Annotated in this window: 26 protein-coding genes; 11 read left to right on the forward strand and 15 right to left on the reverse strand. The window is 70.6% G+C overall.

The window, feature by feature from the left end; translation table 11 throughout:
* Nucleotides 1–329: 329 nt before the first annotated feature.
* Together ABZW11_RS04365 and ABZW11_RS04370 are read right to left on the reverse strand one after the other, a co-directional pair.
* Complete coding sequence (locus ABZW11_RS04365; protein ID WP_355412525.1) at nt 330–632, reverse strand: hypothetical protein; 303 nt, start codon at nt 630–632, stop codon at nt 330–332.
* Nucleotides 633–946: 314 nt separating this feature from the next.
* Nucleotides 947–1,249, reverse strand: a complete 303-nt coding sequence (locus ABZW11_RS04370; RefSeq protein ID WP_355412527.1) for a hypothetical protein — start codon at nt 1,247–1,249, stop codon at nt 947–949.
* A gap of 447 nt (nt 1,250–1,696) precedes the next feature.
* Here ABZW11_RS04370 and ABZW11_RS04375 point away from each other — a divergent pair, with 447 nt between their 5' ends.
* Nucleotides 1,697–3,058, forward strand: a complete 1,362-nt coding sequence (locus ABZW11_RS04375; protein ID WP_355412529.1) for an NERD domain-containing protein kinase family protein — start codon at nt 1,697–1,699, stop codon at nt 3,056–3,058.
* Between the two features lie 5 nt (nt 3,059–3,063).
* Here ABZW11_RS04375 and ABZW11_RS04380 read toward each other — a convergent pair whose 3' ends face one another.
* The gene (locus tag ABZW11_RS04380; RefSeq protein ID WP_355412531.1) at nt 3,064–5,727 is read right to left on the reverse strand and encodes a BTAD domain-containing putative transcriptional regulator; all 2,664 of its coding nucleotides are present in this window, start codon (nt 5,725–5,727) and stop codon (nt 3,064–3,066) included.
* 112 nt (nt 5,728–5,839) lie between these two features.
* Between ABZW11_RS04380 and ABZW11_RS04385 the strand changes: the two genes are divergently transcribed.
* A complete protein-coding gene (locus ABZW11_RS04385) occupies nt 5,840–6,748 on the forward strand; it encodes a M23 family metallopeptidase (RefSeq protein WP_355412533.1) in 909 nt (302 codons plus the stop codon).
* A gap of 46 nt (nt 6,749–6,794) precedes the next feature.
* Here the strand turns inward: ABZW11_RS04385 and ABZW11_RS04390 are convergent, their stop codons facing one another.
* Nucleotides 6,795–7,598: an FKBP-type peptidyl-prolyl cis-trans isomerase gene (locus tag ABZW11_RS04390; protein ID WP_355412535.1), complete on the reverse strand. Its 804-nt coding sequence runs from the start codon at nt 7,596–7,598 to the stop codon at nt 6,795–6,797.
* A 95-nt stretch (nt 7,599–7,693) separates the two neighbouring features.
* Here ABZW11_RS04390 and ABZW11_RS04395 point away from each other — a divergent pair, with 95 nt between their 5' ends.
* Both ABZW11_RS04395 and ABZW11_RS04400 read left to right on the forward strand, forming a co-directional pair.
* On the forward strand, nt 7,694–8,737 hold the full coding sequence (locus tag ABZW11_RS04395) for a DUF2293 domain-containing protein (RefSeq protein ID WP_355412537.1): 1,044 nt from the start codon (nt 7,694–7,696) through the stop codon (nt 8,735–8,737).
* An 11-nt stretch (nt 8,738–8,748) separates the two neighbouring features.
* Nucleotides 8,749–9,120: an MmcQ/YjbR family DNA-binding protein gene (locus ABZW11_RS04400; protein ID WP_355412539.1), complete on the forward strand. Its 372-nt coding sequence runs from the start codon at nt 8,749–8,751 to the stop codon at nt 9,118–9,120.
* An 83-nt stretch (nt 9,121–9,203) separates the two neighbouring features.
* Here ABZW11_RS04400 and kynU read toward each other — a convergent pair whose 3' ends face one another.
* The 5 genes from kynU to ABZW11_RS04425 are packed head-to-tail and all read right to left on the reverse strand — an operon-like array spanning nt 9,204 to nt 13,408.
* Nucleotides 9,204–10,397, reverse strand: a complete 1,194-nt coding sequence (kynU, locus tag ABZW11_RS04405) for a kynureninase (protein ID WP_355412541.1) — start codon at nt 10,395–10,397, stop codon at nt 9,204–9,206.
* Between the two features lie 14 nt (nt 10,398–10,411).
* On the reverse strand, nt 10,412–10,762 hold the full coding sequence (locus ABZW11_RS04410) for an ABC transporter substrate-binding protein (protein ID WP_355412543.1): 351 nt from the start codon (nt 10,760–10,762) through the stop codon (nt 10,412–10,414).
* An 18-nt stretch (nt 10,763–10,780) separates the two neighbouring features.
* Nucleotides 10,781–11,212: a RidA family protein gene (locus ABZW11_RS04415; RefSeq protein WP_345392278.1), complete on the reverse strand. Its 432-nt coding sequence runs from the start codon at nt 11,210–11,212 to the stop codon at nt 10,781–10,783.
* Nucleotides 11,209–12,006, reverse strand: coding sequence for a fumarylacetoacetate hydrolase family protein (locus ABZW11_RS04420; protein WP_355412545.1), 798 nt, complete (start codon nt 12,004–12,006; stop codon nt 11,209–11,211). The genes ABZW11_RS04415 and ABZW11_RS04420 overlap by 4 nt, the downstream gene beginning before the upstream one ends.
* Entirely contained in the window at nt 11,999–13,408 is a 1,410-nt protein-coding gene (locus ABZW11_RS04425) for an aldehyde dehydrogenase family protein (protein WP_355412547.1), read from the reverse strand. Before ABZW11_RS04425 ends, ABZW11_RS04420 begins: the two co-directional genes overlap by 8 nt.
* Nucleotides 13,409–13,527: 119 nt before the next feature.
* Here ABZW11_RS04425 and ABZW11_RS04430 point away from each other — a divergent pair, with 119 nt between their 5' ends.
* The 4 genes from ABZW11_RS04430 to ABZW11_RS04445 all read left to right on the forward strand — a co-directional run bounded on the left by ABZW11_RS04430 (nt 13,528) and on the right by ABZW11_RS04445 (nt 16,098).
* Nucleotides 13,528–14,232: a dienelactone hydrolase family protein gene (locus tag ABZW11_RS04430; RefSeq protein WP_355412549.1), complete on the forward strand. Its 705-nt coding sequence runs from the start codon at nt 13,528–13,530 to the stop codon at nt 14,230–14,232.
* Nucleotides 14,233–14,287: 55 nt separating this feature from the next.
* Nucleotides 14,288–14,830: a VanZ family protein gene (locus tag ABZW11_RS04435; RefSeq protein WP_355412551.1), complete on the forward strand. Its 543-nt coding sequence runs from the start codon at nt 14,288–14,290 to the stop codon at nt 14,828–14,830.
* A 152-nt stretch (nt 14,831–14,982) separates the two neighbouring features.
* Nucleotides 14,983–15,735 carry a GntR family transcriptional regulator gene (locus ABZW11_RS04440; protein ID WP_355412553.1) on the forward strand — a complete coding sequence of 251 codons (753 nt, stop codon included), beginning with the start codon at nt 14,983–14,985 and terminating at the stop codon, nt 15,733–15,735.
* A gap of 120 nt (nt 15,736–15,855) precedes the next feature.
* Nucleotides 15,856–16,098 carry a hypothetical protein gene (locus ABZW11_RS04445; RefSeq protein ID WP_355412555.1) on the forward strand — a complete coding sequence of 81 codons (243 nt, stop codon included), beginning with the start codon at nt 15,856–15,858 and terminating at the stop codon, nt 16,096–16,098.
* Nucleotides 16,099–16,260: 162 nt separating this feature from the next.
* On the opposite strand, the gene ABZW11_RS04450 is transcribed toward ABZW11_RS04445, so the two are convergent.
* A complete protein-coding gene (locus ABZW11_RS04450) occupies nt 16,261–17,343 on the reverse strand; it encodes a hypothetical protein (protein WP_355412557.1) in 1,083 nt (360 codons plus the stop codon).
* Nucleotides 17,344–17,481: 138 nt separating this feature from the next.
* On the opposite strand from ABZW11_RS04450, the gene ABZW11_RS04455 reads away from it, so the two are divergent.
* Nucleotides 17,482–18,012, forward strand: a complete 531-nt coding sequence (locus tag ABZW11_RS04455; protein ID WP_355412559.1) for a gamma carbonic anhydrase family protein — start codon at nt 17,482–17,484, stop codon at nt 18,010–18,012.
* On the opposite strand, the gene ABZW11_RS04460 is transcribed toward ABZW11_RS04455, so the two are convergent.
* Entirely contained in the window at nt 17,984–18,886 is a 903-nt protein-coding gene (locus ABZW11_RS04460) for a hypothetical protein (RefSeq protein ID WP_355412561.1), read from the reverse strand. The genes ABZW11_RS04455 and ABZW11_RS04460 overlap by 29 nt on opposite strands.
* Nucleotides 18,887–18,939: 53 nt before the next feature.
* Here ABZW11_RS04460 and ABZW11_RS04465 point away from each other — a divergent pair, with 53 nt between their 5' ends.
* The gene (locus tag ABZW11_RS04465; protein ID WP_355412563.1) at nt 18,940–20,268 is read left to right on the forward strand and encodes a hypothetical protein; all 1,329 of its coding nucleotides are present in this window, start codon (nt 18,940–18,942) and stop codon (nt 20,266–20,268) included.
* Nucleotides 20,269–20,482: 214 nt separating this feature from the next.
* Nucleotides 20,483–20,644, forward strand: a complete 162-nt coding sequence (locus tag ABZW11_RS04470; RefSeq protein WP_020540796.1) for a hypothetical protein — start codon at nt 20,483–20,485, stop codon at nt 20,642–20,644.
* 209 nt (nt 20,645–20,853) lie between these two features.
* Here ABZW11_RS04470 and ABZW11_RS04475 read toward each other — a convergent pair whose 3' ends face one another.
* The 4 genes from ABZW11_RS04475 to ABZW11_RS04490 form a co-directional block, all read right to left on the reverse strand.
* A complete protein-coding gene (locus ABZW11_RS04475; RefSeq protein WP_080044376.1) occupies nt 20,854–21,135 on the reverse strand; it encodes a metal-sensitive transcriptional regulator in 282 nt (93 codons plus the stop codon).
* A gap of 38 nt (nt 21,136–21,173) precedes the next feature.
* Nucleotides 21,174–22,235 carry a glycosyltransferase gene (locus tag ABZW11_RS04480; protein WP_355412567.1) on the reverse strand — a complete coding sequence of 354 codons (1,062 nt, stop codon included), beginning with the start codon at nt 22,233–22,235 and terminating at the stop codon, nt 21,174–21,176.
* Nucleotides 22,232–23,035, reverse strand: coding sequence for a hypothetical protein (locus tag ABZW11_RS04485; protein WP_355412568.1), 804 nt, complete (start codon nt 23,033–23,035; stop codon nt 22,232–22,234). Before ABZW11_RS04485 ends, ABZW11_RS04480 begins: the two co-directional genes overlap by 4 nt.
* 146 nt (nt 23,036–23,181) lie before the next feature.
* Nucleotides 23,182–25,287, reverse strand: a complete 2,106-nt coding sequence (locus ABZW11_RS04490; protein WP_355412570.1) for a (Fe-S)-binding protein — start codon at nt 25,285–25,287, stop codon at nt 23,182–23,184.
* Nucleotides 25,288–25,402: the final 115 nt, after the last annotated feature.

Raw genomic sequence — 25,402 nt, forward strand, 5'->3', positions numbered from 1 at the left:
CGGAATTACCGGCGCCAGCTTCTTTCGTACAGGGCTGTGCGGTGCCGCTGACGGTGATCGTGGCAGACCTCGGAGATGGCGACTCGTTATGGAGGTCAAGGAGCGCTTGAATGCTGTGGTGCTGATTCCCGGCTTACCGCTGGAAAAGCTCCGATGCGCGATCAGTAGCCTTTTCCAGCCTATTTCCGGTGAGCGTTCTCCGACGGCGCCGGCCGTACGGTCCTGGGCGATGTCGCTCGCCGCGACGGCGTACGGCCGTCGAACGCTCCGGTGTTCCAGGGAACCGCTCCGTGGCCTCGCGGATCGCCACGATCGTTCAGGTTCGCGTCCTACCTGGCCTGGGCCTGGCCGTTCTGGATCTTGGTGTTCTTGTTGTGGTTGCCGACCTCGGGCTGGTTGTTGTTCAGCGCGCTCACGTTCACCTCGTCGAGGACCTTGAGGATGTTGACCTCGAGGTCGTTGAGCGAGTGGTTGGCGACGTTGTTGAGGACGTCGTCCAGGATCTGGAACTGGCTGAGGACGGCCTGGCCCCCGTTGTACGGGTTGGGCCCGACGTCCGCGGACGCGCCGGACGCGGAGAAGCCCAGAGCGACGGCCGCGATTGCGGCACCGGCCAGAATGCGACGGATCATGTTTGCTTTCCTCCATGGAACGGCCCGGAATTCCCGGCGCCATAGTCGTTCGTGCAGGGCTGTGAGGTGCCGCGAATAACAATCGCGGCAGGCGGCTGGGCCCGCAACCCGGAAAGACCTTATGGAGGTCAAGAAGCCGCCTCGATTCCTTGGCATCAGGTTTCGCCGGCACGGCGCTGGAAACCGGCGTCCGCATATCGCGGGCGGGCACGGGCACCCGATGGATCGGCGGCGTCATTGCTGTCGCGGGCCTTCACCTTTTACACGCGCACCGGCGGCGGGGCGTCGGTCGCCGCCCCTTCCGCCTGCCCGGCCTACTGGGCGCGGGCGTCGCCGTTGTCGATACGCGTGTTCCTGTTGGCGTGGCCGACCTGCGGCTGGTTGTTGTTCAGCAGCGCGACGTTGACCTCGTCGAGCGCGGTCAGGATGCTGACCTCGAGGTTGTTCAGCGAGTGGTTGCCGACGTCGTTGAGCACGTCGTCCAGGATCTGGAACTGGCTCCCGATGGCCGCGCCCTTGTTGTACGGGTTGGGACCCACGTCAGCGGACGCGGCCGACGCGGAGAAGCCGAAGGCCGCGGCCGCGACTGCGGCACCGGCCAGAATGCGACGGATCATGTTTGCTTTCCTCCATGGAACGGCGTGGAATTCCTGGCGCCGTGGTCGTTCGTTGCAGGGCTGCTAGGTGCCGCGAATAACCATCACGGGAACCCTGGAAAAGCGCAACTTGAAAATCTCTCGGCAAGGTCAAAGAGCCATCTGGATTTTTTGAGTCGGTTTTCCTGCGCTGCACCGGCGGCGCATGGGCGACACCGCGCGGGACCGCCATTGAACCGGTAGCGCCGATCGGCCGCGCCGCTTATAGGGGGTCCGTTCACCGGTCTTTGGGCAATGATCGACCGCTGCTTGGCGCTGGTATCCGGCAGCAGGAAAACGCTTTTGGAATGGCCGCCGTAGCACCGTGGGGAGGCCGGGGACACCCGCGATGACGTGCGGGAACCTTCGGCCGGCCGGGGACGGCTCCCAGCGGGAGTCCGGGCCCGATCCCGTGCGAGGATAGTGGTCATGGCAGAGATCGTCGGCGGAGGACGTCCGGTCAACGACGCCGAGCGGCGCGTGATCGCATATCTGCGAGACCACGCGCCTGCCGACTGGTTGCTGCTGCACAACGTCGAGGTGCCGCGCGGGCACGACGTGTTCGAGGTCGACGTGCTCGTCCTGACCGGTCACTCGCTCGTGGTGGTCGACGTCAAGGGCACGAGGGGCCGCATCGAGGTGTCGGGCACGCGCTGGTTCCCGCCGCGCAGGGAGGCGTTCGGCTCGCCGGTGACGAAGCTGCGGGGCACCGCCAAGGCGCTCAAGGGCCTGCTGGTCTCGCGGGCCACCCAGCTCGAGCGGGTCTACGTCGACAGCCTGGTCGTGCTCACCTCACCCGACGCCGAGCTGGTCGATCCCGTCGGGCGCGACGCGGTCAACGTCACCGACCTGCCCGGCCTGGTGGCCACGCTGAGCGACGTCTCGCGGGTGCGCCGCGGCTGCAGCCCCGACGTGCGTCCCTACGTCACGGCGATCCTCGACGCGCTCAACCAGACCGTCCGCCGCAGCACCGCACCGCCCAGGTTCGGCAACTGGGAGGTCGAGGAGCAGCTCGGCGGCGACGCCAAGGTCACCGAATACCGGGCGTTCAACGCCACGCTGCCCGGCAGTGAGACCGTGCTGCTGCGCGTCTACCAGGCCGACCCGCTGGCCGACCAGGAGTCGCGGGCGGCCGAGCGGCAGCGCATCGCCAACGCCTACCAGACGCTGGCCCGCATCCCGCCCCACCCGTGCGTGGTGCGCTCGCGCGACTTCTTCGCCATCGACGACGAGAGCCGGTTCGTGCTGGTCCTCGACGACGTGCACGGCGAGGCGCTGCACCTGGCGATGGGCAAGGCCGCCCCGATGGGCGTGATCCAGGACCTGCTGCGCGGCCTGGCGCACGCCCACCTGCACGGGGTGGTGCACCGCGCGCTCACCCCTGCCTCCGTGCTGGTCAGCGACGACGGCCACGCGGTGCTCACCGGGTTCGACTACGCCAAACCGGGCCCGCGCAACTACACCGTGGCCCACGAGCTGGGCAACGTGCTCGACGCCCACTACGTGGCGCCCGAGTGCCAGGAGCGGCCCGACCTCATGACCACCTCCTCCGACGTCTACGCCGCCGGCGCCATCGCCTACCAGCTGCTCACCGGCCAGCTCCCGACCAGCTCCGACGCGCAGGGCCCCAACGTGCCCGAGGTGGTCCGCATGATGCTCGACCACTCCCCCGCCAAGCGGCCCACGGCGGCGCAGGCCCTGCAGGCGCTGCGCGACGCCCCGCCACCGGCCAGGCAGCAGCAGAAGTCGCGGCTCACCAGGTTCGTCCGCCGCATCGTGTCCCGCCCTTAGGCGCCTCACAGGTCGGCGCGCAGCGCGTGGGCGTGCCTGAGGTAGTCGAGCGCGAGCCCGGTACGCCCCGCCGAGCGGTGCAGCTCGCCGAGGAGCTGCGTGCTGGACGCCTCCCCGCTGCGGTCACCCAGCTCCTGGAAGATCTCCCGCGAGCGTTCGAGCCCGGTGGAGGCGAGCGCGAGGTCGCCGCCGGCCGCCTGTAAGCCGGCCAGGCTCTGCAGCGCGTACGCCCCGCAGTGCCGGTCGCCCAGCGACTCGAAGATCTCCAGCGCGTGCCGGTGGAACGAGATCGCCCGGTGCAGGTGCCCCATCTGCACGCACACGCAGCCCTCCCGGTGGGCGTCGCCCAGCTCCTGGGCCAGCCGCATGGCCCGGCTCAGCGACTCCGACGCCTGCGCGAGGTCGCCCGACTTCAGGCACACCCGGCCGATGGCCTGCCGGGCATACGCCTCGCCCGGCCTGTCGCCGGTCGCCTCGAAGATCGTCAGGGCGTCCCTGAAGTGGCCGAGCGACTGCGCGTACCGGCCGCGGAACTGGCTGACCGCGCCGAGGCCGCAGATCGAGGTGGCCTCCGCCCTGCGGTCGCCCAGCTCGCGGAAGACGCGGCGGGAGCGGGTGAAGGCGTCGGCGGCCTCGTCGTAGCGGTCCTGGTAGAGGGCGACCTGGGCGAGGCCCCTGAGCATGGCGGCCTCGCCGTACCGGTCGCCGGCCGCGCGGGCGGCGGCCAGTGCGGTGGTGTGGGTGCTCCGCCAGGTGTCGAGGTGGCAACGCAGGTCCAGGTACGGCACCATCGCGGCGGCCAGCCCCCACGCCGACTCGGCGGCCCCGTTGCCCGCCGCCGTCTCCACGGCCGCGCTCAGCGTCTCGTGCTCCGCCTCGAACCAGGTCACCGGATCGGAGGTGAGCCGGTCGAGCGTGGCGCCCGCCAGCCGCCAGCGCGGCGCGCCCGCCGCCGTCAGGCTGAACACCGTGGTCGGCAGCCGGGCCATCGCGTGCTCCGCGGTCGCCGTCCACGCCGCGAGCACCCGTCCCACGGCCGCCGGGTCGCCGCGCTGGGACCTGGCGTGCCTGGCGATCAGGTCGGGCACCCGGTAGCGCGGCTGGCCCATCTCGTCCGTGCCGACCGGGTCCAGCAGGTTGACGTCCACCAGCAGGTCGGTGACGTCGCCGGCGCCGTGGCGGCCGAGCGCGGCGTCGATCACCCAGCCGGGCTGCGCGGCGGGGCCGAGCAGGCCCAGGGTGGCCAGCGTGCGGGCGGCGTCGGCGGGCAGGCGCGCGTACCCGCGGTCCAGGCCGGTCCGCACCTCGCGCAGCTCGCCCAGCCAGTCGTCGTCCAGCCGCTGCCGCAGCACCGACAGCGACCAGCCGGGGCGGGCGGCCAGGCGGGTGCCCGCGTTCCTGACGGCGAGCGGCAGGTGACCGCAGGCCGCGACGATGGCCTGCGCCGCCTCGCGCTCCCTGGCCACCCGGTCCGCGCCCGCCACCCTGGCCAGCAGGGACAGCGCCTCGTCGGGCGCGAGCGGGCCGAGCTGGACGAGCGCGGCGCCGGGCAGCTCGGTGATCCTGCGCCGGCTGGTGACGATCACCGCGCTGTCGTTGCCGGGCAGCAGGGGGCGTACCTGGTCGGCGTCGCGGGCGTCGTCGAGCAGCATCAGCATGGGACGCTCGGCCAGCAGCGAGCGCAGCAGCGCGGAGCGCTCGGCGGTCGTCGGCGGCGGCGCCGCCACGCCGAGCGCCCTGAGCGCCTCGGCCAGCAGGTCGTCCGGCTCGCGGTCGCCCAGCTCCAGGTAGAGCTGCCCGGCCGGGTACGCCGCGCGTAACGCGTGGCCCGCGTGCACGGCCAGCGCCGACTTGCCGCAACCCGGCGGTCCCGAGACGACCGCCACGGGATGCGGCAGGCCGAGCGCGGCGACGGCCTCGGCCCTGCCGGTGAAGTCGGGCAGGTCGGGCGGGAGCTGCCGGGGCACGACGGGCGCGCTCTCGTCGGCGAGGATCAGCTCGTACGCGCCGCGCAGCTCCGCGCCGGGCTCGACGCCCAGCTCGTCCACCAGCCGGCCGCGCACGGTCGCGTACGCCCGCAGCGCCTCGGCCTTCCTGCCGCCCCTGTGCAGGGTCAGCACCAGCCGGCCCCACAGGTCCTCACGGTACGGCTGCTCCGCCAGCAGGCCGCGCAGCTCCGAGACCGCGCCGTCGTGGTCGCCGGCCGCGATGCGCCGCTCGATCAGCGCCTCGGCGGCCCGCGCGCGCAGCTCATGGAGTGGTTCGAGCCTGCGGTCCCAGACCGGGCTGCCGGGCAGGTCGCACAAGGGCGCGCCGCGCCACAGGGCGAGCGCCGCGTCGTACTCGCCCCGGTCGACCAGCTGCTCGAAGGCCAGCAGGTCCAGCTCGGACGCGCGCACGTCGACGGCGTACCCGCCGCCGTCGGAACGCAGGACCCCCCCGCCGAGATCGGTGCGGAGCGAGCTGGCGTACGTCCGCAGGTTGGCCTGCGCCGAGCGCGGCGGCCGGTGCGCCCAGAGCACCTCGGCCAGCAGGTCGGCGCCCACCAGCCGCCCCGCGTCCAGCAGCAGCGTGGCGAGCAGCAGGCGGGGCTTCCTGCCGGAGATCCGGACGGGGTGCCCGTCTCGGCGGACCTCCAGCGGCCCCAGCACGTGGAAGGTGACCGTCATCCGCATCAGCTCCTCTACAGAGGCCTGACAGCCGTTTGTATCGGTTGTGGACAGTTTCTGTGCGGCTCGTGCGGACCCTGGGTCTCAGAGATCCCACGGAAAGGATCACCCGATGAAGCTCTACGGAGCAATGGTCGCGAGCCTCGTGCTGCTCGCCGGCCTCGGCACGGCCACCCCCGCGGCGGCCGATCCGGCGCCGGAATCGGCGGAGGCCCAGATACTCGCGACGAACTTCCAGCTCCCCTTCCCCTGTGGCCAGTCGTGGACGGGCAACTCCAGCGCCAGCAGCGCGCACCGGTCCTACGAGATCGACTTCAACAGGGGCAGCACCGCGGACGCCGACCTCGGCGACACCGTGGTCGCCGCCGCCTCCGGCACGGTGGCGATCTCGGCGCACCAGGGCTCGGCCAACGGCTTCGGCAACCTCGTCAAGATCGATCACGGGGGCGGGTGGTCGACGTACTACGGGCACCTGAACACCCGCTCGGTCAGCGCAGGACAGTCCGTCTCCCAGGGCCAGAAGATCGGCACCGTCGGCAACACCAGCAAACCGGGCAACAACATCTCGCCGCACCTCCACTACGAGGTACGGCTGGGCAGCAGCTATCCGTCCAACATTCAGCGGGCCGTCTTCAACGGCACCACGTTCGGATACCCGAACCAGACCCTCACCTCGCGCAACTGCGGCGGCTCCGCGAACCCGTACACGCCGCAGGAGGTGTGCGGCTCCGGGTTCAGCGTGATCGACTCGGCCGCGCTCGGCAGCGACGGCACCGTCTACCTGCTCTACAACTCCAGCACCGCCAACAACTGCGTGGTGACGCTGAAGGCGAAGTCGCTCGGCACGGCCACCGCGACCAGCGCCTACCTGGAAGTGCAGGGCAGCACACGCAAGACCGACTCCGGCAACTACGGCTACTACGCGGGACCGGTCAAGGCGGCGGCGCAGGCGACCTGCGTCAAGTGGGGCGGCAAGGCCGGCTCCACGGCGTACAACAGCCCATGGGAGCACTGCAGCTGAGCTGGAAGCGTGAACCGGAGGCCGGGCGGCGAGAGGGCCGCCCGGCCTACGCGCTCGTGATCGTGTCGAGGATGTCGATCACGTAGAGCTTGGGCCGCTCGCCGGGCGACGGCACCGCGATCCTGCTGCCGACCCGCTGCCCGGCCAGCGCGCCGACCCAGGCGGCCGGCACCGCGCCCGCCTCCAGCGTGAACGCGCTGGGCCCGCCCCGCCGGTACGAGGAGTCCACGACCTCGCGGGACGGCCAGGACGCGGCGACGTACTGGATGACGACCTTCGATCCGGCGACGACCTGCCTGCCTGAGCCGTCGATGAGCACCCGCGGCGGGTCGGCGGGCCGCAGGTCGGCGGGGACGACCGGCAGCGTGCGGCCGACGAGCCTGGCGTCCGGCGGGTAGCCGCCGAGGATGTCGAAGACGAGCACCAGCGTGTCGTGCGGCGAGACGCCGGCCAGCGGCACGTTCGGGCCGAGCGCCTCGGCGGCCGCGCTGACCAGCATGATCCGGCTGCCGGCGGGCCGGCCGATGAGCGACTGCCGCCAGGTCTCCGACACCTGCCGGCCGTCGAAGACGACCGTGGTGGGCTGGTTGCCGTCGTACGTGCTCATGTACGGCTGGTTGCCCTTCCAGCGCCGGATGTCCACGTCGGCGAGCACCACGTCACCGGGCACCGTGCGCCGCCCGGTGCCCGTCGAGAGCACCGTGATCTGCGGCGTCCTGCCCGGCTTGCCTTTCGGGATGGTGACGATCGGCCGGCTGCCGAACCGCCCGGACACGACGGGTTGCATGCCCTCGTCCGCCGGCCCGCACGAGGTGGCGAGCACGAGCAGGGCAGGCCAGAACAGACGCACTTCTTCTCCTTCGGAGCCCGGGTCCGAAGGAGTTACTTGCCGTAACCGGCCCAAGGAAAGCTTCGTGCCGCGCCATCACACGACAAACTTGGAGGATGTCCAAGCCCAACCTGGCCCGCCGAATCGCGCAGGCGGCCGAGATCGCGCTGACCACCCGCAAATACGTGACGTTCCTCGACGTGGTGACGGGGCTGCGCTGGCTGCACACCCGGCACGTGGACGTCTGGCGGCAGGGCAGGGCGGGCACGCTGGCGGAGCTGGCCGCGGTGGACGAGGAGCGGCTGCTCACCACGGCGGCCCTGCTGCGCGAGTGGGCGCTGGCCAAGGGACTGCGGCCGGTCGAGACCCCCTATGTCGCGGGCACCCGCGACCGCCGCGAGCTGCGCTTCATCACAGGTCCCGACCAGAGTCCGTTCCGCGTGCACTGGTTGTCGCCCGACCTGAGCGAGGCCAGGGTGCGCCGGCTCACCGAGGCGCAGAGCAAGGCGCCCGACCTGGTGGTGGTGGCGCCGCTTGAGCCGTTCACGTGCGCGTCCTGCCGCGACACTGGCCCTTACCTGATCATGGAGGACGACGAGCCCCACTGCCTGACCTGCGCCGACCTCGACCACCTGGTGTTCCTGCCGGCCGGGAACGCGGCGCTCAGCCGCCGCGCCAAGCAGGAGAGCGGTCTGTCGGCGGTCGTCGTCCGCTACAACCGGCGGCGCAAGGTCTACCAGCGCCAGGGCCTGCTGGTGGAGGAGGCCGCGCTGGCCGCCGCCGAGGAGCGCTGCCTGGCCGACGAGGAGGTACGCCTGCGCCGCCGCGAGCGCGACCGCGTCCGCAGGGCCGAGCAGGACGTCGAGTTCCAGGCCACGATGGCGGCCGAGATCGCCCGGCTGTTCCCCGGCTGCCCCGAGCCGCGCGCCCGCGAGATCGCCGAGCACGCCGGCCAGCGCGGCAGCGGCCGGGTGGGCAGGTCGGCGGCGGCCAGGGCGCTCGACGAGAACGCCATCACGCTCGCCGTGATCGCCTCCATCCGGCATCTCGACACCGACTACGACAAGCTGCTGATGGCGGGCGTGCCCCGGATGGAGGCCCGCGACCGCATCAGGGACGCCATCGAACACAGGCTCGAAGAATTCCGCCGGGCCGGTTAAGGTCGGAGGCTATGAGCGACTGGCACGACGTTCGGGAAGAGCTGCTGGCGTTCGCGCTGGGCCTGCCGGAGGCCCGCGAGGACCACCCCTGGGGCGACACCGTCGTCAAGGTGAACAAGAAGATCTTCGTCTTCCTCGGCTCTGACGAGCCGACCGACCGGTGGGCCCCCACGTTCACCGTCAAGCTGCTGTCCGAGGCCCATGGCCACGCGCTGAGCGTCGAGGGCGCGCAGCCGAGCGGCCACGGGCTGGGCAAGGCGGGCTGGGTGACGGTCCCGTTCCTGTCGGAGCTGCCCGGGACCGACGTGCTGCTCGACTGGGTGGAGGAGAGCTACCGCGCGGTCGCGCCCAAGCGCGCGATCAAGGAGCTCGACGCGCGCTGAGAGCCGCCCGCCCCCGCCCCCGCCCCCGGCGCGGGCGGGCGCGAGGCCGGGCGACGGGCGACGGGCGGGCGCGCGGCGTGCGGTCAGGTGACGGCGAGGCGGACGGCGTACTTCTCGTCGCGCCACAGCTCCTTGTCCAGCACCTCCAGCAGGGTCGCGGCGGCGTCGTAGACGTCGGTGTAGCCGAGGTGGAGCGGCGCGAAGCCGAACCTGAGCGTGTCGGGCGCGCGGAAGTCCCCATGCACGCCGCGGTCGATCAGCGCCCGCATCACCGGATAGCCGTCGGGGTGGCGCAGGCTGATCTGGCTGCCGCGGGCGGCCGGGTCGGCGGGCGAGGCCAGCTCAAGCCGGTCTCCGACGAGGTCCACGAAGAGCGAGGTGAGCGCCATGCTCTTCGCCCTGACCTGCGCCATCGGCACGCGTTCCCAGATGTCGAGCGCCGCGTCGAGGGCCGCGAGCGAGAGCACGTGCGGCGTGCTCACCACGAACCTGCGCATGCCGTCGGCCGGACGGAAGTCGGTCTCGAACGCGAACGGCGCGGCGTGCCCGTGCCAGCCGGACAGCACGTTCTCGGCCGTGGCCTGGTGGCGCGGGTTGACGTAGAGGAAGGCGGGCGCGCCAGGCCCCGCGCTCAGATACTTGTACGTGCATCCGACCGCGAAGTCCGCCTCCGAGACGTCCACCTCCATCGCGCCCACGCTGTGACACAGGTCCCACACGATGAGCGCCCCCGCGGCGTGCGCGGCGGCGGTCACCGCGGGCACGTCCTGACGCGCGCCCGTCCGGTAGTCCACTTCCGACAGCAGCACCACGGCCGCGTCGTCGAAGCGCCCCTCGGCCAGGTCGCGCACCTCGTAGCCGCCGAGCAGCCCGGCCAGCCCCTGCACCATGTAGTGGTCGGTGGGGAAGTTCGCGGCGTCGGAGACGATCACCCGGCGCTCGTGACGCAGCCGCAGCGCCGCGGCCACCGCCTGGAAGATCGCGATCGAGGTGGTGTTGCCCACCACGACCTGGCCGGGGCCCGCGCCGATCAGCGGGGCCAGGCGGTCGCCGATGGTGAGCGGCTGCTCGTACCAGCCGGCGTGGTTCCAGCCGCCGACGAGCTGCTCACCCCACTCCTCCTCGACCGTGCGCCGCATCCGCTCCGCCGTACGGCGCGGCAGCGCGCCCAGCGAGTTGCCGACGAGGTAGATCACGCCTTCCGGCAGGACGAACTCGTCCTTGAAGGCCCGCAGCGGGTCCTGCGCGTCGAGGGCGAGGCACTGGTCGCGATCCAACGGTCGCTCCTAATTCATGGCGGAATGGTGGCTATGACGCTGTTCACCCCATTCTGATACTTCCGGGCGTACCAGTTCTGCACCGGATCGTGCTGATCGTTCAGCCGGAACGGGCCGCGCGGCCCCGCCAGCTCGCCCAGCTCCCCCAGCCGCCGCGCCAGGTCGCCGCCCCTCGCCAGCGCGGCGTCGATGACCCGCATCGCGTCCCAGCCCTGCAGCGTCACCGCCGACGGGTTCCTGCCCGTCCTGGCCCCCCAGCGGGCGACGACGGCGGCATTGTCCGGATTGCCGAGGCTGGGGGCGTACATGCCGACGCTCGTGATCAGGAGGCCGGCCACCGGCAGCCCCAGCACAGGGACGCGCATGGGGAGGCTCCCTTCAGCTCACGCCCGCTCCTGGGGGTGGTAGGCGACCGCCTGCATCTCGATGAGCAGGTGGGGATGCGGGAGCTGGTGCACCGCGACCGTCGTCCTGGTGGGCCCCTCCTCGTCGAAGAACTCGGCGTAGACCTCGTTGTAGCCCTTGAAGTCGTTCATGTTCACCAGGTACGTGGTGATCTGCACCAGGTCGGCCAGCGACCCGCCCGCGGCCTTCAGGATGTCGCCGACGTTCTCGATGACCGCCCTGGTCTGGGCGCGGATGTCGAGGCTGGTGGCGCCGTACCTGTCCACCTCGACGCCGACGAAGCTGTCGTCGGGCCTGCGGCAGCTCGTGCCCGACACGTACAGGAAATCGCCGGCCCGCTTGACGTGCGGGAACCGGCCTCGTGGCATGGCCTTGCCGGGCACCCGGATGGCCTTGGGCGGCGGTCTCACTTGCCGAACACCGCCCGTACCGAGCCGAGCCCCTCGATGCTCGCCTCGAACACGTCGCCCGGCTCGACCGGCACGATCGGGCCGAGCGCGCCGGTCAGCACCACGTCGCCGGCCCGCAGCGCGTACTCGGTGCGGCCGAGGCGGGTGGCCAGCCAGACGGCGGCGTTGAGCGGGTGGCCGAGGCACAGCTCGCCGGAGCCGGTCGAGACCTCCGTGCCGCCGCGCGTCATCGTCATCCCGGCCGCCCGCAGGTCGAGCCCGCTCAGCGGGACCGGCGTGCCGCCCAGCACGAACGCCCCCGCCGAGGCGTTGTCGGCGATGGTGTCGGCCAGCGTGATGTCCCAGTCGGCGATGCGCGAGTCGGCGATCTCGATCGCGGGCAGCGCGAAGTCCACCGCCCTGATCACGTCGGCCACGGTGAAAGGACCGCCGGTCAGGTCGGCGCCGAGCACCAGCGCCACCTCGGCCTCGGCGCGCGGCTGCAGGAACCGCTCGTACGGGATCGGCAGCCCGTCGCAGTAGGACGTGTCGGCGAACAACATGCCGAAGTCGGGCTGGTCGATGCCGAAGCGCTCCTGGAGCACCCGGTTCGTGACGCCGATCTTCCTGCCGACCAGCCGGCGGCCCGCGCCGAGCGCCCGCCTGGTGTGGATCTCCTGGACGGCGTACCCGTCGGCCTGCGTGCTGACCAGGTCCCTGATCGGTGCGCAGGGCTTGCCCGTACGCGCCGCCTCCGCCAGCCGATCGGCCGCCTGGGCGTGCGCGTCCACTGCCTGGGACCATTCGTCATGCATCGGGCTGCTCCAGTTTGATGGTGATCGTGGTGGGTTCTGAGTAGAAGTCGAGTGACCGGGTGCCGCCCTCCCTGCCGATGCCCGACAGCTTCGCGCCGCCGAACGGGGTCCGCAGGTCGCGTACGTACCAGGTGTTGACCCAGACCAGCCCGGCCTCCAGGCGCTGGGCGACGCGGTGCGCGCGGTCCAGGCCGTCCGTCCAGACCGTGGCGGCCAGGCCGTACTCGCTGGAGTTGGCCAGGTCGATCGCCTCGGCCTCGCTGTCGAAGGGCGCGACGTGGCACACGGGACCGAAGATCTCCTCCCGGTTGAACCTCGACCATTCCGACAAGCCTGCCACTACCGTCGGCTCGACGAAATAACCGCCGTCGCGGTGGTCGCCGAACACCGGCACGCCGCCACCCGTCAGCACCTTGGCTCCCTCCGAGCGGGCCAGGGCGTAGTAGGACAGCACCTTGTCCCGGTGCGCGGCGGAGATCATCGGCTGCGGCTCGACCTCCTGGGCGCGGGCGGCCAGGCGGGCGCAGAACTCCTCGAAGATCGAGCGCTGGACGTACACGCGCTCTGTGCACAGGCAGACCTGGCCGCCGTTGGTGAAGACCGACCTCACCGTGCCTTCGACGGCCTTGTCGAGGTCGCAGTCCTCGAAGACCAGCCCGGCGTTCTTGCCGCCCAGCTCGAACGAGATCGGCTTGACCCGCTGGGCCGCGGTCCGCATGATCGCCGAGCCGGTCCTGGTGGAGCCGGTGAACGTCACCGCGTTCACGTCCGGGTGCTCGACCAGGAGCTGGCCCGCCGGCCCGTGGCCGAAGATGATGTTCACCACGCCGGGCGGCAGGCCCGCGGCGGCGCAGATCTCCGCGAAGATCGCCGCCGAGCCCGGCGTGTGCTCCGACGGCTTGACGACCACGGTGTTGCCGGAGACCAGGGCGGGCGCGAGCTTCCAGGTCATGAGCAGGAACGGCAGGTTCCACGGGATGATCGCGGCAACCACGCCGAGCGGCCTGCGCACGGTGTAGCTGAAGGTGCCGGACAGGTGGAAGGCGTCCTCGGGGCGCTGGGCGGCCATCTCGGCGAAGGCGCGGAAGTTGGCGATGCCGCGCGGGACGTCGAGCGTACGGGTCTGGTCGAGCGGGTTGCCGGTGTCGGCGACCTCGGCCGCCACCAGGTCGTCGAAGCGCTCCTCGATGCCCTCGGCCAGCCGGCGCATCCACCCGGCCCGCTCGCCGACGGGCATCGCCGCCCAGTCGCGCGAAGCCTCCCTGGCCGCGCGCACCGCCCGGTCGACCACCTCGGGGTCGGCCTCGTGGACGTGCCTGACCACGGTGCCCGTGACGGGGTCGTGGAGGGGGAAGCCCGAGCCCGCGGCCACCGGTCCGCCACCGATGAAATGGGTCAGCACCACATTCTCCTCATCTCTCCCTCGCTTTCCGGTAGGGATCGGGTACGCGGACGACACGGACCCACCGATCGCATCGTCTCGCCGGATCGCGGCGGGCGCCATGCGCGATGCTGGTGAACATGCAGACCCGCACCGATCGGATCACCGCCCACGACGGCACCTTCGACGTACGGACCTGGCTGCCGGAGACCGGCGGCGGGCCCGGCATCCTGCTCATCCAGGAGATCTACGGCGTCGGCCCCTACATCGAGAAGGTCGCCGGCGAGCTGGCCTCCAGGGGTTACGTGGTGGCCGCCCCCGACCTGTTCTGGCGCATCAGGCCGCACTGGCGCGGCGAGCACACGGAGGAGGGCACCGCGACGTCGATCGAGCTGGCCCGCGACTTCGACCTGCCGCAGGGGGTGGCCGACTGCGCGCTCACCGTGGCCCATCTGCGCGCCATGCCCGAGGTGCGCGGCGGGGTCGGCGCGCTGGGCTTCTGCCTGGGCGGCACGGTCGCGTTCATGCTGGCCACCAAGGTCGGCCTGGCGGCGGTGCTGTCCTTCTACGGCTCGGCCGTGCCGGAGTCGACCGGGCTGATGGAGCGGATCGACGCGCCGCTGCTGCTGGTGTTCGGCGGTGACGATCCGTTCATCTCGCGTGACCGGGTGGCCGTGGTGGAGGAGGCGGCGCGGTCGCGTCCGAACGTGGTGATGCACATCGAGGAGGAGGCGGGGCACGCCTTCCACAACAGCGAGGCGCCGATGTTCCACCACCCTGAGGCTGCGGAGCGTGCATGGGCGGTGGCGCTCGACTTCCTCGATAGGCAGCTGCCCGTCCGGTGAGACCTGTCCGAATGGACATCTTCCGGTACCCCTAGATCATCGCCATCATGGTCAAATGGCGCGGACGTGGGAATTGTGGGGAAACGTCATTATTGCTGGCACCATTGCACTTCCCGTCGCCTTGCTAGCAATCGTGCTGCTCGCCCGCCATCGCGCCCGCGCCGGCCACCCCGCGCCCCTGCGCGTCTCGACCGCCGACGTCGGCATCGCCGTGGGGACCGCTCCATGGACAGGGATGATCCTCACCCCGGCGGGCGGCGCGAGCGGCGTGGCGCTGGCGCCGTTCAGCGACCTCGCCGGCCTGGCCGGCGCGCCGTGGGAGGAGGTGTTCGTGCAGGTCGGCGGCAATCTGCTGGTCTTCGCCGCACTGGGCGCGCTGCTGCCCGTACGCAGCCGCGCGATGTCCTCGACGGCCAGGGTTGCGGCCCTCGCGGCGGCCTTTTCGGTCATGGTCGAAGTGCTCCAGTACGTGCTTCGGCTCGGCCGCTTCTCCTCCGTGGACGACGTCATCCGCAACGCGACCGGCGCCGCGATCTTCTCTTCGGTTACTCGCCGCTGGTGGGCCGATCGAATACCGGCCGGGACCGTTCCACGGTAACGGTCTGCTAAAACGCTGCGGAATTCACCACTCGGGCACGATCCGCTCAAAATCCGCCCGCGACCATCGCCTCCATCTGTGCGATCGTGGACAAGACGGGGCAAGTTCTCTGGAGACGCCACAACCTGGTTGGTGACAGAGGGTGATCAAAGTTGTCTGAATCCCCGGTACCCCACGAGCCCCCTATCTATCGACGCATCGCCGACGGTCTCCGCGCCCGGATTCTTGCCGGCGAACTGCGCGACGGGGACCGACTACCGGGCGAGAACGCACTGATGGCCGAATACGCAATCGCACGAGCCACCGCCAGGCAGGCGCTTGCCGTACTGATCAACGAAGGGCTGGCGGTGCCCAAACGAGGTTCGGGGGTTTACGTGCGGCTGTTCAAACCGATCCGCAGGCACGGCGCCCGCCGCCTGTCGCGGGAGCAGTGGGGTCAGGGCAGGGCCATCTGGGACGCGGACGCACGCGGGCGACCGTTCACCGTGGACGGGGTGGAGGTGGCGTTGGAACGCGCCGCGGAGGAGGTGGCCGCCGTGCTGGACAGCGACCAGGTGTGGGTGCGCAGGCGGCGCTACTCGGTGGACGCCAGGCCCGTGCAGCTGGCCACCTCCTACTTCCCCGCCCACCTGGTCGAGGGCAGTGCGATCACCCTCGCCGACACAGGGCCAGGCGGCGTCTACGCCAGGCTGGGCGATCTCGGCCTGCCCCCTGCCCACTTCACCGAGGAGGTACGCGCCCGCATGCCCCAGCCCCGCGAGAGCGGCCTGCTCGACCTGCCGGGCGGCACGCCGGTCATCGTGATCGCGCGGACCGCGTACACGTCGGGCGGGCTGCCCATCGAGCTCAACGAGATGATCCTGGACTCGGCCGCGTATGTACTTCAATACGACTTCGACGCATGATTCAAGGCCATATGTCAAGGCAACGTTGACCTGACCCTGGCGATCATTGAATTCTCTAGAGAGGTGGCTCATCTTGAGAAGAGATGGAACCTCGCTCGGGGCCCGGGAAGGTGGACAGCGATGTCCTTTGATCGGCATCTCGCCGAGATCGCCCGGGAGCACCCCCAGTGGACCATCTGGCGGAGCGACGCGGGCCGCTGGTGGGCCACGAGACACCATCCGCTGAGCGCGGCGCAGCGCGAGGCCGGATGTGCGATGACCATCGACGCGGACGACCCCGACGGGCTGCGCGAGCAGCTCAGGGACCAGGAGAGGCGGGCCGGCGAGCAAGAGGTCTGGGGGGCCGGCCCCGCACCTCCTTGACGCGAGGTGACGGAGCGTCACGCCACCTCGCGCACACGAGCAGCCCGGTGCCGGGTCCAGCGTCTCGGCGGCCCCGGTACCGGGCCCCCAAATCAGGAGGGGCCACGAACGCGGAAGCCTCCGACCCTATCGGGGGCGGGGGCTTCCGCTCCCAGCGGCGGCCTAGTGGCGCGCCCTGGTCTCGGGCACGCGCACCATGTGCACGTCCGTGTCGTCCGAGACGTCCTTGGGCTCTTCCTTGACGGCCGGCTCCGTCTCGTCCTCGACGATGACCCGCACGTCGTCCTGCGGGACCTCGACGTCCTGCGTGAGCTCAGGGTCCTGCCGGCTCCTGACGTCCTGCGTGAGCTCGGGGTCCCCATGCTCCTGCGGGGGCGTGGGAGCCCCAGTGGGAGCCCCAGTAGGAGCCGCTGTGGGGGCCTGGGCCTCCGGCGCCAGCGGTCCGGCGTTCGACTCGGCCTGCATGAGGTCGCCGAGCACCGAGCTGATCTCCGTGAGCCGCCGCACGACCTCCGTGTGCGTGTTGCTCAGGTAGTCGACCCGGCGGCCCGCCTGCTCGTCGATCGAGGCCGCCCGCTGCTGGGCGGCGGTCAGCAGCGCGTCGGCCTCGGCCCGCGCGCCCGACACGATCTGCTCGGCCTGCGCCTGGGCCGAGGCGAGAAGCTGCTCGGACTCCTCGCGGGCGGTGGTGACCAGCCGCTCGGCCTCGGCCCGCGCGCCGGTCAGCGTCTCCTCCGACTCCGTACGGGCCGCGGTCAGCTGCTCCTCGGCGTCGCTGCCCGCCTGCGCCAGCATGCGCTCGGCGGCCTGGGTCGCCTCGCTCACCCGGCGCTCGGCCTCGGCCTGGGCGGAGGTGAGCATCTTGTCGGCGGTCTCGCGTGAGGTGGTGACCAGCCGGTCGGCCTCGGTCTTGGCCTCCTCGCGCACCCGCTTGGCCTCGGCCTCGGCGTCCTCCCGTTTGGCCTGGGCCTCCTCCTCTCCGAGCCGGAGGATCTGCGCGAGCCGCGGGCTCAGGTCCTCATAGCTCTGCGGGGTCTCGACCATCCGCCGCCGGGCCTCGGCCAGCTCGATCCGGCCCTGTTCCGCCTGCTCGATGGCCCGCGCCAGCCGCTCCTCGAGATCCCGTATCTGGTTACGGGTGCGCATCATGTAGTCGTGGACCTGGCGGCGGTTGTAGCCGCGCATGACGACCTCGAAGGTGTCCTCTTGCATCAGATCGGGAAAGTTCTCGTGCTGGTTCATCATGGGGGTTACCTAAGGGTTTGCGTGAGGCGGGGGAAAACTGCGGGTTGTGAGGGTCTGGCGACGAGACGTCAGGAAACGACTTTCCTGCCATCGGCCCACGTCCGCAACCCGAACGCCATACCCCGACCAGGAAATAAGATGCCTCGAATGTACATAGCAGCGTTGGATGACGGCGCGACCCCGGACATACATCCCGATGCGTACATCGCGCCCGGCGCCGTCGTGGTCGGCCGCGTACGCATCGGCCGGGCGTCCAGCATCTGGTACGGCTCCGTTCTCCGTGGGGACGACGAGCGGATCGAGATCGGCGAGGAGTGCAACGTACAGGATCTGTCGTGCCTGCATTCCGACCCCGGGGAGCCGGCGATACTCGAAGACCGGGTGAGCCTTGGCCATAAGGCCATGGTGCACGGCGCGCACGTCGAGCGCGGCGCGCTGATCGGCATCGGCGCGATCGTCCTCGGCGGCGCCAGGATCGGCGCGGGCTCGCTGGTGGCGGCAGGAGCGCTGGTGGGGCCGGGCAAGAAGATCCCGTCGGGAGTGCTGGTCGCGGGCGTGCCGGGCAGGATCGTGCGCGAGCTGACCGACGACGACCGCGCCTCCTTCGCCCGTACGCCCGGCAACTACCAGGCCAAGGCGATCAGGCACCGGCAGGCGTCATCACTTTGACCAGCACCTCGTCCGAGACCGATGCCTCGTTGAGCGGGTCGGCGTACTCCGGCAGCTCGGGCCGCAGGAAGCGGACGAAGTCGACGCTGAGCTTGAGGTCGGGCGTGCCCTTGACCTGCTTGGCGTTGCCCTTGGCGGGGTCCTGCTTGAGCGTGCTGTAGCTGTCCCAGTCGGTGTAGGCCGTCACCCCCCACTGCAGCACGTCGGGCAGCGTCGAGGGCCAGCGCCGGCCGACCTTCCATGCGCCGCCCTCCTCCTTGTAGAGGGCGACGAACACCCGGCCGACCCGGCCGAGCACCAGCTCGACCCATCCGTCCTTGACGGCCAGCTCCTTCGGCTTGGAGCTGCCGTCCTGGGTGTACTTCACCTCGACCTGGCCGCTCTTCTCGCCAGTGCCGGTGGTCACCGACACCCAGTTGGGCTTGGCGTACGAACCGGGCTGCCTGGCCATCAGCCCGCCGAGCGAGAACAGCCGCTTCGGCCGCCCGCCGCTCTTGCCGCTGACCTTGACCTTGGCGTGCATGACGATGTCGCCCGCCAGCTCCTGATAGACGAAGGGGCCCCGGAAGCCGTCGAACCAGGCGGAGGTCTTGGGCTCCAGGTACATCGAGCCCTTCACGGTCTTGTTCACGTCGAGCCTGGCGATCCTGTCGACGTCCTTCTCGGCGTCGCTCAGCTTGGTCCACATGGTCAGGTCGGCCGCGTCGTCGAACTCCGCCGACGCGCCGCCCACCTCCCCACCGGGCGCCGGCGCGGTGGCGTTCTGTAGCGTGAGAACTCCCGGCCCTGAGAGCGTCGGCTGCGCCGGCGCCTCCGTACCGCAGCTGGAGAGCACGCTGACGACCGCCACAAAACCCGCAACCTTCGCCCTCATAGCGGCCATTCTGCCGTGAAATGCCAATGGATGATCCACGTTCCCCCAGTACGATGACCGCCGTGCCACCCTGGGATGCGTTCACCGCCACGGAGGCGGAGGTCCGCGCGATGGTCGCGGACCCGCGCTGGCAGGGTCTGTCGGTCCCCGATCGCGCCCACGTCCTCGCGGCGAGGATCCTGGTGACGCCCGACGGCGACCGGTGGCTGTTCGGCGCGCACGCGCGCTGGCACCTGCATGACCCCGCCGACGGCCGCTGGCTCCTCGCGCCGCCGCCCCGGCGGCTGCGCGCCCGCAGGGTCGGGCATACCGCCGCGGTGCTGCCCGACGCCGTGGTGCCGCACGGCTACGACTTCCACGCCGAGCCCGGCTCCACGCAGTCGTTCATCGGCCCCGACGTGCCCGAGGGCCTCACCGAGCAGATCAGGCAGCTGGTCCGCGCCTCCGGCACCAAGTCCGAGCTCGACTACCCGCTGACGGCCTTCGATGAGATCTTCGCCTCCGACGTGCCGAGCACGGTCGCGGCCGTGTGGGGCACGGTCATGTGGTGCGCGTACGCGCCCGCCTTCGACGGCAACGAGCGGCTGATCACGGTCTTCGGCGAATACCTGCGCCGCCCGCTGCCCGGCGACGAGTGGGTGCGCTGGCTGCCCGCGCCGCCGCTGCTGGACCTCGCCACGCTGGTCGCCGAGCGGCTGCGGGCAGGCCGGCCGCGCGCCGCGCTCAGGCTGGCCGCCGTCATGGCCGACACCGCGCAGATCCTGCTGCTCGACACCCGGTTCAGGCCGCGCGCGCTGGCGCTGCTCACGATGGTCGAGCCGATGCTGCGTGAGGCCGAGATCGGCGACCCGTACGACGACGACGCGGCGCTGCGGCAGGCGTGGCTGGAGCGCTGCCCGGCCCGGCTGTGCCGGGCGCTGCTGGTCGAGAACGACCTCGAGGAGCACTTCTCCCACGCCCTGTACGACCTCGTGGACGCCCTTTCCTTCATGCCCGGCCCCCGGGAGGCGGCGGCCACGTTCCTGGCCGATCTGTCCGACTCCAGGGGCGCGCTGCCGGGGCGGCTGGATCACCGGCTGCGGATGGCGTACGAGGAGCTGTGCCGCGCGGGCCTGACGGGCACCTCGGCCGGCGAGGCGACCGAGCCGGAGGGCTTCCCGGTGCGCGGCGGGGTGTCGGTGGCGCCCGCGCCGGTGCTGGAGGTGGCGCCGCCCGACCGGGCGAGCGCGGCGGCGGTGCTGGGGGCCGCGTACGCGACGGGGCAGGCGTGGGAGCGGCTGACGGGGGCCAGGATGCCCGAGCGCGGGCTGGCGGGCCAGACGGCGCTGGTGCGCAGGATCGTCCATGAACGCGACGACCATCACCACACAGGTCACACCTAAACCACTAATACCGCTATTTCCACCCTACCTCGGCTCTATCGTTTCAACACTTCCGATATCAGGCATTTAGCTGAATTGTGATCTCGGATTCGGGAAATGATCCTCCTGGGGGCCCCGAGGCGACGAAAGGAATGACTCCGATGGGCCATGTCGCCGGAAGGGCCCGCGCCGTAACCTCGTAGAGGGTGTGGGCTGCGGAAGGAAGGACGACGCGGTGGGGCACGACGACCTGGACTCTCGGGTCCACGACCGTGTCGCGTTGGACGAGATTGCGCTCTACGCCGAGGTGCTCACGGCCGTGGCTGTCAGCGAGCGGCGGCTGACCTTGGACGAACTCGACGACGCGCTCGGATTGCGGACTTCGGCGAGCCGCTGAAGAAGCAACACGATTACTAGTACCGGGGACCTGGTTCCCGGCCCAATGGGGTCGGGAACACCGGTTTCCGGGGTTTCACATAACTAGTCAATCCGCCGCCGGACTATCCACCTCACGGATGAGTCCCGGCGTACTGACGTCGCGATCTTCCTACGACCGCACGCGCCCTTCTCGTCAGGACCGCACCAGCCGGGTCCGGCGCTCCCGCGTCATGACCGCACGAGCCGCGCGATGGCCGCCGACGCCTCCTTGACCTTCGCCTCGGCCTCGGGCCCGCCGGTGTTGATGGCGTCGGCCACGCAGTGGGAGATGTGCTCCTCCAGCAGCCCCAGCGCCACCGCCTGCAGAGCCCTGGTCGCCGCGGAGACCTGGGTCAGCACGTCGATGCAGTAAGCGTCGTCGTCGACCATGCGCTGCAGGCCCCTGATCTGCCCCTCGATTCGCCGTAGGCGCGTGAGATATGCCTGCTTGTCTCCGCTGTACCCATGCATGCTTCTACGGTACCCGTAAGAGGTATCACCCCGGGGTGCTAGCGCAGTCCCGCGATGAGCTTCTCCCACTGCTCGACGACCTCGTCGGCCGAGTGCCGCAGCGCCGTGTCGCGCGCGCCCGCCGCGAGTGAGCGCCGCCGGCGCTCGTCGTCGATCAGCGCCAGCAGCGCCGCCGCGAACATCGGCGGGTCGCCCTCGGGCACCAGCACCCCGTTGTAGCCCGTCGCCACGAACTCCCTGGGCCCCCTCGCGCCCTCGTACGCCACGACGGGAACCCCGCAGCCCATCGCCTCCAGCACCGCCATGCCGAGGTCCTCGCTGCGCGCCGTGCTGGCCACGATCGACGCCTTGGCGAACTCGCCCGCGAGGTCGGGGGTGGTGCCCATGAAGTAGACGTGGTTGTGCAGGTTCAGCTCGCGTACCAGCGAGCGCAGCAGCCGCTCCTCGGGGCCCGCGCCGTAGAGCCGCAGCCGCCAGTCGGGCCGCTTGTCCGCGACGATCGCGAACGCCCGGATCAGCCGGTCGTACGCCTTGACCGGCGTCCACCGGCCCCCGGCGGCCACGATCCTGTTGTCCATCCGCGAGCGCGGCCAGGGGCCGCCCGGCAGCGCGTCCAGCACGCTGTGCACGGCGGGCCCGCCGTCGAGCAGCCTCGTCCACTCCTCCTGCGCCGACTCCGTGGCCGTCACGACGGCGCTCAGGCGCGGGTAGAAGCGCTTGACGGGACCTGGGACGGCCGGCCTGCCCCACTCGCGGGCGATCTTGATCGTCTCGCGCGGGGCGTGCCTGGCCGCCTGCACGCCGATGCCCGGCCTGGTGGTGATCAGCACGTCGGACCTGAGGTTGCGCAGCACCCGCCAGAGCGCGACCTCCGTACGGACCTGGCCTCTGGGCAGCAGGTGACGCACTCCGGGACGGGCGTCCACCACGCTGCGCAGGGTGACCTTGGGGCTGACGGGGAAGAACGGCTTCTCCTTCTGCCGCCTGACGCTGATCACCTCGACGTCGTGGCGTTCGGCCAGCGCGGTGGCCAGGTTCAGCATGGCGCGCACGTCGCCGCGCATGCCGTACGCGGAGGCGAGCACCAGGCTGATCCTCATCCGCCGACCTCGATCCGCAACTCGTCGTCGGCGGTGTAGCAGGGTTTGATCAGCACCCCGTCGACCCTGGCCGACGGGTAGTGCAGGCGGCGCCGTTTGCCGTCCACGTCGTCGAGCCGCGAGCCGAGCCTCAGCGCCGTGGCCACGTCGGCGACCTGGAGCGAAGGCTCCCACGTGCCGGAGCCGGCGGCGCCCTCGGGGTCGGCGGCGAGCACGTCCACCAGCGACACGGCCGCGTGGAAGCGCACGCCCTGCACGGTCGCCGTCGCCGTCAGGCGGGCGCCGCTCTGCCTGCGGTCGAGGGTCAGCACCGCCTCGTGGCGGGAGTCGTCGTCCTCCAGGCCGGTGTAGGCCAGCAGCCCCATCACCTCGAAGCGGCCCTCCCTGAACCAGATCGAGCGCACCTCGGCCACCGGCTCGGCCTCGGAGATCTTCAGCGCCAGGTAGCCGTTGCGGGTGCGGTAGGAGCGGTAGGCGAGGGTGCGGCGGCACAGCGCGTACGCGTCGAGGTGGTCGAGCGAGAAGCCGGGATCGACGCTGCGCAGCCTGCTGCGCTTGCCCTCGTGGCGCAGGTAGGCGTCCCACCGGCCGGCGGTGAGCCGCAGCGGCTCCAGCGAGACGGCCAGCGTGGCCTCACGCGCCCGCGCGCCTGGCGTGCCGAGCAGCACGTCGCGTTCCACCCCCGTGGTGCGATGCCGGAGAACGAGTTCGGTGCCTTCTTCCAGTGGCTCGTCGATGGCGAGTCGCAGGGAGAGCACGTCGGCCAGGGTGACTTCGGCGTCCGTGACGACGACGCCCATCCTGAGCCCCCTCCCCGTCGAATAGAGCCATGCGACGTTGAGGTTACCGTGATTTTCCCGTTATGTGGATGCCAGATTTCTTCCTGTCACATGCGATGACATGCGGAACCTCCACATCACATGTGGAGGAGTCCGACATGTTACGGTCAGGACGCGCTCTTGACGGACTTGATCAGGAGCTGGGCGACGTCCACGACCTCCAGCGATTCCTTGGCCTCGCCGTTGTTCTTCTTCTCGTTGATCGCGTCACCGAGCATCACCATGCAGAACGGGCAGGCGGTCGAGACCGTGTCGGGATTCGTGGTCAGCGCCTCGTCCACGCGTTCGGTGTTGATGCGCTTGCCGATGCGCTCCTCCATCCACATGCGCGCGCCGCCGGCGCCGCAGCAGAAGCCGCGGTCCTTGTGGCGGTGCATCTCCTGGGTCTGCACGCCGGGCACCTTCGCCATGATGTCGCGCGGCTGGGAGTAGACCTTGTTGTGGCGGCCGAGGAAGCACGGGTCGTGGTAGGTGATCTTCTCCTCGATCGGGGTGATCGGGGTCAGCAGGCCCTCGTCGACCAGCTTGGCCAGCAGCTGGGTGTGGTGCACGACCTCGTACGTGCCGCCGAGCTGCGGATATTCGTTGGCCAGCGTGTTGAAGCAGTGGGGGCAGGTGGCCACGATCTTCTTGACGCCCGCCTCGTTGAGCGTCTCGATGTTCTGCTGGGCGAGCATGGTGAACAGATATTCCATGCCCAGCCGCCGCGCCGGGTCACCGGAGCACGCCTCCATCGGGCCCAGCACCGCGAACTTGACGCCCGCGATGTGCAGCAGCTCCGCCACGGCCTTGGTGGTCTTCTTCGCCCGGTCCTCCAGCGCGCCCGCGCAGCCCACCCAGAACAGGTATTCGGCGTCCTCGGGCATCTTGTCCTCGACGACCTCGACCTCGAAGTCGAGCTCGCCGATCCAGTCGGCCCGCTTCATCTCGGACATGCCCCACGGGTTGCCCTTGTTCTCCAGGTTCTTCACCATCACCCCCGCCTCGGACGGGAACGACGACTCCACCATGACCTGGTAGCGGCGCATGTCGAGGATGTGGTCGATGTGCTCGATGTCCACCGGGCACTGCTCGACGCAGGCGCCGCAGTTGGTGCACGACCACAGCACGTCGGGGTGGATGACGCCTTCTTCGCCGACCAGCGGCTTGTCCAGCAGCGCGAGCACGTCGGTGTCCTTGTGCTCGACGCCGTTCTGGGCGGCCATCAGGTAGGGGGCCACCGCGAAGGCGTGGTCGCGCTGGTCGAGGATGAGCATCTTCGGCGACAGCGGCTTGTCGGTGTTCCACGCGGGGCACTGCGACTGGCAGCGGCCGCACTCGGTGCAGGAGTAGAAGTCGAGGAAGCCCTTCCACGTGGTGTCGGCGATCTTGCCGCGGCCGAGCCGCTCGGGGTCGAGGTCCTCGTCTTCGAAGTCGACCGGCTTGCCGTCCACCCGCATCTCGGGCGCGCCGCCGAGCCCGTCGGGGCGGCGGGAGAACAGCACGTTGAGCGGGGCGGTGAAGATGTGCAGGTGCTTGGAGTTCACCACGATGACCAGGAACACCAGCATGAAGCCGATGTGCAGGAGCAGCGCGATCTCCTCCAGCAGCGCGCTCTGCGGCAGCGCGTCACCGAGCGCGAGCGAGACGAACGCGCCGGATGAGTAGGGGAAGTTGCCGTTGGCCGCGGCGGCGCCCCTGGCCAGGAACAGGGTCCAGATGATGTTGAAGATCATGAACAGGACCAGCCAGGCGCCGCCCAGGTGCGAGCCGGAGAAGCGGGAGTCGCGGCCGAGCTGCTTCGGCGAGTTGCGCACGCGGATGATCGCGAAGGCGACCAGGCCGAGCACGCAGGCCACCGCGATGAAGTCCTGCAGGAAGCCCAGCACCGCCCAGGTGCCGATGAGCGGGATGTGGAAGTCGGGGGTGCCGGTGACGGCGCCCTGGATGATCGCGCCGTACGCCTCGATGTAGACGGTCAGCAGGATGAAGAACGCCCACATGACGAAGAAGTGCGCGACGCCCGACGGCGTCCACTTCAGCAGCTTCTTCTGCCCGAACACCTCGACGAGCTGGGCCTTGATCTCGTCGCCCATGTGGGTCTTGGCGTACTCGGTCCGCTCGGGCGCCGGTGGGCCCACGGTCGCGAGCTTGTACAGGAACAGCACCCTCCGGCCGGCGACGGCCACCGCCGCGACGGTCATGACGAGCCCGATGACGGCTACCCAGAGCACGGGTCCTCCCACAGACGACGTTGGCTGTCAGCGTACGGTCACCCGCCGCGCAGGCATGCACCACAATCCTACCCACGAGTAACTTTACTGGCTCACGCGACATACCCTAAGGTCA

The sequence above is a fragment of the Nonomuraea sp. NPDC004580 genome (genome assembly GCF_040609855.1).
Classification (GTDB): Bacteria; Actinomycetota; Actinomycetes; order Streptosporangiales; family Streptosporangiaceae; genus Nonomuraea; species Nonomuraea salmonea.

Coding starts and splice junctions, on each gene's coding strand:
- ABZW11_RS04365 (WP_355412525.1), bottom strand. CDS start 632: ATGATCCGTCGCATTCTGGCCGGTGCCGCAATCGCGGCCGTCGCTCTG.
- ABZW11_RS04370 (WP_355412527.1), bottom strand. CDS start 1,249: ATGATCCGTCGCATTCTGGCCGGTGCCGCAGTCGCGGCCGCGGCCTTC.
- ABZW11_RS04375 (WP_355412529.1), top strand. CDS start 1,697: ATGGCAGAGATCGTCGGCGGAGGACGTCCGGTCAACGACGCCGAGCGG.
- ABZW11_RS04380 (WP_355412531.1), bottom strand. CDS start 5,727: ATGACGGTCACCTTCCACGTGCTGGGGCCGCTGGAGGTCCGCCGAGAC.
- ABZW11_RS04385 (WP_355412533.1), top strand. CDS start 5,840: ATGAAGCTCTACGGAGCAATGGTCGCGAGCCTCGTGCTGCTCGCCGGC.
- ABZW11_RS04395 (WP_355412537.1), top strand. CDS start 7,694: ATGTCCAAGCCCAACCTGGCCCGCCGAATCGCGCAGGCGGCCGAGATC.
- ABZW11_RS04400 (WP_355412539.1), top strand. CDS start 8,749: ATGAGCGACTGGCACGACGTTCGGGAAGAGCTGCTGGCGTTCGCGCTG.
- ABZW11_RS04410 (WP_355412543.1), bottom strand. CDS start 10,762: ATGCGCGTCCCTGTGCTGGGGCTGCCGGTGGCCGGCCTCCTGATCACG.
- ABZW11_RS04420 (WP_355412545.1), bottom strand. CDS start 12,006: ATGCATGACGAATGGTCCCAGGCAGTGGACGCGCACGCCCAGGCGGCC.
- ABZW11_RS04430 (WP_355412549.1), top strand. CDS start 13,528: ATGCAGACCCGCACCGATCGGATCACCGCCCACGACGGCACCTTCGAC.
- ABZW11_RS04435 (WP_355412551.1), top strand. CDS start 14,288: ATGGCGCGGACGTGGGAATTGTGGGGAAACGTCATTATTGCTGGCACC.
- ABZW11_RS04445 (WP_355412555.1), top strand. CDS start 15,856: ATGTCCTTTGATCGGCATCTCGCCGAGATCGCCCGGGAGCACCCCCAG.
- ABZW11_RS04450 (WP_355412557.1), bottom strand. CDS start 17,343: ATGATGAACCAGCACGAGAACTTTCCCGATCTGATGCAAGAGGACACC.
- ABZW11_RS04455 (WP_355412559.1), top strand. CDS start 17,482: ATGCCTCGAATGTACATAGCAGCGTTGGATGACGGCGCGACCCCGGAC.
- ABZW11_RS04460 (WP_355412561.1), bottom strand. CDS start 18,886: ATGAGGGCGAAGGTTGCGGGTTTTGTGGCGGTCGTCAGCGTGCTCTCC.
- ABZW11_RS04465 (WP_355412563.1), top strand. CDS start 18,940: ATGACCGCCGTGCCACCCTGGGATGCGTTCACCGCCACGGAGGCGGAG.
- ABZW11_RS04475 (WP_080044376.1), bottom strand. CDS start 21,135: ATGCATGGGTACAGCGGAGACAAGCAGGCATATCTCACGCGCCTACGG.
- ABZW11_RS04480 (WP_355412567.1), bottom strand. CDS start 22,235: ATGAGGATCAGCCTGGTGCTCGCCTCCGCGTACGGCATGCGCGGCGAC.
- ABZW11_RS04485 (WP_355412568.1), bottom strand. CDS start 23,035: ATGGGCGTCGTCGTCACGGACGCCGAAGTCACCCTGGCCGACGTGCTC.